Raw genomic sequence first — 3,666 nt, forward strand, 5'->3', positions numbered from 1 at the left:
ATCTTCGACTACATCGAGATCTTCCACAACCGCCGCCGACGGCACACCGCCCTCGGCCACCTCACCCCAATCGAGGACGAACTACGCTCTGACCACAACACCGCCACCGCTGCCAGTTAGCCACAACGACTGGAACCCTTCCGATGGGGCAGGTCACACTGTCACCTACTCGTGCGGCAGACCCGTCGTAGCTCATGCCTCCAAGCATCAGCATCGCCGCCTCCTTCTGATGCTGGCCGTCGAGACGGTCTACCAGGAGCTGGAAAGCGCTCATTAGCTTGCCCATGTGCCAGATGCGGGCGATCGGCGCGGATCGCAGATGTTCCACGGTTGCGATACGCGCTCACGAGCGGCCCGAGCCGCTCCGGCCGCCGACCATTCCTTGTGCTGTTTGCGTGCCACCGCCGAGCCTCTCTCTTGTAGGCGTATTGGTTTCGGGACCTGTCAGGAGGTGCGGGCGGTAACCGTGTTTTTCTCGGTGGTAGGCAGCTGGGTTTCGTCCGTCGTGCTCGTTGCCGCAGCGGCCTTTCCGGTGCCCGCGCAGGTCGCGGCCACCTTCGTGACCTGTGGGCCAATCCGCGCAGACCTACAGCCCGCCGCTCACTGTACGCACGCAGATGACCTACATCGACGCGGACGTGACCTACAGCTGTATCGGCGGTCCGGTGACAACCGGAATGGCGGACGTCGTCACCACGGACAGGTCAAGTGCCTGCTTAGCGGCTTGTTCACCGTTACCCAGTAGATCACCTGGAACAGCGGTGCGAACAGCACCACCACTGGCAATTTCATCGCCGCCCGGACCGCGGGACAGACGATCGTCGCCACGCAGAGAACCGTGACGGCCGGCCTGTTCGCGGACGCCCAGTTCACGCAGACGGTCGTCTTCATGAGCCCCGATCCCGTGGCCTGCTTGACCACCGGAGTCGGCATCGTCGGCGGCCCTGTGACAATCACCTTCGCTGACTGACCGACCTTCGGCCGACATACTGCCGAGTAGTTGCCGACAGGCACGCGGTGTTCCGGCATCCGTGAGAATTGCGCGCGGCGAAATACCGTAGCTTGGGTGCTGTGTCGCCGAAGTAAGGAGTCGTGCTCCGGTGCGCTTTCGCATGGAACGGGGACATCTTTTCACCCGCTTGGGTCCTATCGCGTCGTCTGCGTCCTCGATACGAAGGACATGCCGTAGCCCCGCACACGTGATCGGAGCCCGCTTGTGACCGCCTACGCGCAGCACACCTGGACCACCGCCGTGACCACTGCCGACGAGTGGCTCGACCGCGCCCGGGAGGTGGCCGTCGTGCTCGCCGCCGACGCCGTCGCCCGCGACCGAGTCGGGGCCACGCCCTACTCCGAAGTGGGGTTGCTCAAGGACTCGGGTCTGGTCACCCTGCTCGGTCCGGTCGAGCACGGTGGTGGCGGGCAGGACTGGACCACCGCCTACCGGGTCGTCCGAGAGGTCGCCGTGGGCGACGGCTCCATCGGCCAGCTCTTGGGCTACCACTACCTGTGGTTCTGGACCGCTCGCCTGATCGCCACCCCCGAACAGGTCGCCGCAGTGGAGGAACAGGCCACCTGTGAACGCTGGTTCTTCGGCGGCGCGGCCAACCAGCGCGACAACGACCTGGTGGTGGTCGACGAGGGCGACGAGCTCGTCTTCACCGGCCGCAAGTCCTTCTCCACCGGCAGCAAGGTCTCCGACGTCACGGTTCTGGCAGGCGTGCTGGAAGGCACCGACAAGCACGTCTTCGCCATCGTCGCGTCCCACCAGGACGCCATCGTGTTCAACGATGACTGGGACAACCTCGGCCAGCGGCTCACCGAGAGCGGCAGTGTCGAAATCCGTGGCGTGCGCGCACCCTGGTCGGATGCCTTGGGTTATGTCGACAAGCAGTTCCGGCCGCGGGTCTACAACAGCCTCATTGTGCCGTTGATCCAGTTGGTGTTCACCAACCTCTACCTCGGTATCGCCAGGGGTGCCCTCACCACGGCCGCCGCCTACACCCGCGACCGCACTCGCCCCTGGCCCTACGCCGTCGATGTCAAGGAGACCGCGGTGCAGGAGTTCCACGTCCTGGACACCTACGGCGACCTCCAGTCCAAGCTGTGGGCCGCAGAAGCCCTGGCCGACCGCGCCGCCGCGCTGATCGAGGCGATCAACACCCACCCCGACACCGTCACTGAACGCCAACGCGGCGAAGCCGCAGTCGTCATCGCCGCAGCCAAGCAACGCGCCATCGACACCGGCCTGGAGATCGCCACCCGCGTCTTCGACGTCACCGGCGCCCGCGCCACCGCCAACACCGTCGGCCTGGACATCTACTGGCGCAACATCCGCACCCACAGCCTGCACGACCCCATCGCCCACAAACGCGCCGAGGTCGGCCGCTACGCACTGCTGGACGAGCTGCCCGAACCCACCTGGTACACGTGACCCGCCCATCCTGCTCGTGCCGGGCGGGTGCCGAGGTCGCCCCGGCACGGGCACCGGCAGCTGGACTGGTCCGTCCTGCGTCGTCGAGCCGGATGCGGTGGCGCAGCGCCCGATCTACAAGCGCGACCTCAGCGGGCCGGCGTCGCGTGGCCGCGTCGTGACGGCACCACGTCGGCTGCCGCTGAATGCTCGTGTCTGCAGGGCGTTCCGTAGGGGCGTCCACACTCGCCAAGCTCGGTTTCGGGTAGTGGTGTGCGAAAAGGCGCACCGGCTGCCGTGTTCATCGTCGACGGCGACCAGATGCTGTGTGTTGTCCTGCCGCGTCTATGTGGCAGGAGTTCTGCCGGATGCCCCGCGGGCAAGTGGTCTTCGTCGCGGGCAAGGACTTGGGCAGGTACAGGACGCGGTCGATGTCGGCGTGGCCGTGCCGGGAGGTGTAGGTGAGGTAGACAGCGACCTGGGCGTTTTCGATCCTGCCTGCGGTGCTGGCGTATTGGCGCTGGACGCCCATGGTGCGGGTGCCCTTCTTCAGGTCGTCGGTCTCATCGGCCACGGCACGGCCTGATCGTCTGCCAGATGCTCCATCACGAAGTCACGCAGGTCGTCGCGCACCAGGTCGGCATCCCACCTCGCTCGCCCGAGCAGGTGCTGCAGGAATGCGACACGGCTCCAGGGCACTACGCGGCTCCTCGCGGTGCACACTTCGCCCGCGAGTCGGCCGGTGGCGAGCGCAGCGCGACAGGGTCGAGACGGGCCGGTCCGCAGCGCCGAGCAACTTGAAGCTAAATCGGCACTAGGGCCTGTATCGAAGTCGGTCAGAGCCATTCGTTTATCGCGGCGATGTGGACGGCCGCTTCGTAGCGGACGGCGAGTTTGTCGTAGCGGGTGGCCACGGCCCGGTGGCGTTTGAGCCGGTTGATGCCGCACTCCACGGCGTGGCGCTGTTTGTAGGTCTCGGGGTCGAAGGCTGGTGGCCGGCCGCCCTTCGACCCCTTGGCTTTGCGGTGGGCGTCCTGGTCGGCCTTGCTCGGGATGGTCGCGCGGATCCCGCGGCGACGCAGGTGCTCCCGATTGTCTTTCGAGGTGTATGCCTTGTCCGCCAGCACACGATCAGGGCGAGTTCTGGCCCGCCCGCCGGTCAGCCTGGGCACCCGGATGCCCCGCAGCACCGGAACGAACTGCGGGCTGTCGTGGCGGTGCCCGGCGGTCAGCACGATCGACAACGGCTTCTG

The 3,666-nt window shown here is 66.6% G+C and carries 4 protein-coding genes and 1 pseudogene; 2 read left to right on the forward strand and 3 right to left on the reverse strand.

The genetic code is table 11. The features are described 5' to 3' along the window. Positions 1-690: 690 nt before the first annotated feature. On the reverse strand, positions 691-828 hold the full coding sequence (locus BLQ91_RS41960) for a hypothetical protein (RefSeq protein ID WP_176960221.1): 138 nt from the start codon (positions 826-828) through the stop codon (positions 691-693). A gap of 10 nt (positions 829-838) precedes the next feature. On the opposite strand from BLQ91_RS41960, the gene BLQ91_RS43545 reads away from it, so the two are divergent. Both BLQ91_RS43545 and BLQ91_RS39850 read left to right on the forward strand, forming a co-directional pair. Further along, positions 839-970, forward strand: a complete 132-nt coding sequence (locus tag BLQ91_RS43545; protein WP_281199957.1) for a hypothetical protein — start codon at positions 839-841, stop codon at positions 968-970. 246 nt (positions 971-1,216) lie between these two features. Beyond that, positions 1,217-2,434, forward strand: coding sequence for an acyl-CoA dehydrogenase family protein (locus BLQ91_RS39850; RefSeq protein ID WP_090105773.1), 1,218 nt, complete (start codon positions 1,217-1,219; stop codon positions 2,432-2,434). A gap of 358 nt (positions 2,435-2,792) precedes the next feature. On the opposite strand, the pseudogene BLQ91_RS39855 reads toward BLQ91_RS39850, so the two are convergent. Then, positions 2,793-3,088 (reverse strand): annotated as a pseudogene (locus tag BLQ91_RS39855) (transposase); the annotation flags it as partial. Positions 3,089-3,249: 161 nt separating this feature from the next. Beyond that, the coding region (locus BLQ91_RS39860; protein ID WP_143023123.1) for an IS5 family transposase at positions 3,250-3,666 on the reverse strand (417 nt) is incomplete at its 5' end.

The sequence above is a fragment of the Lentzea jiangxiensis genome, assembly GCF_900104175.1.
GTDB lineage: Bacteria > Actinomycetota > Actinomycetes > Mycobacteriales > Pseudonocardiaceae > Lentzea > Lentzea jiangxiensis.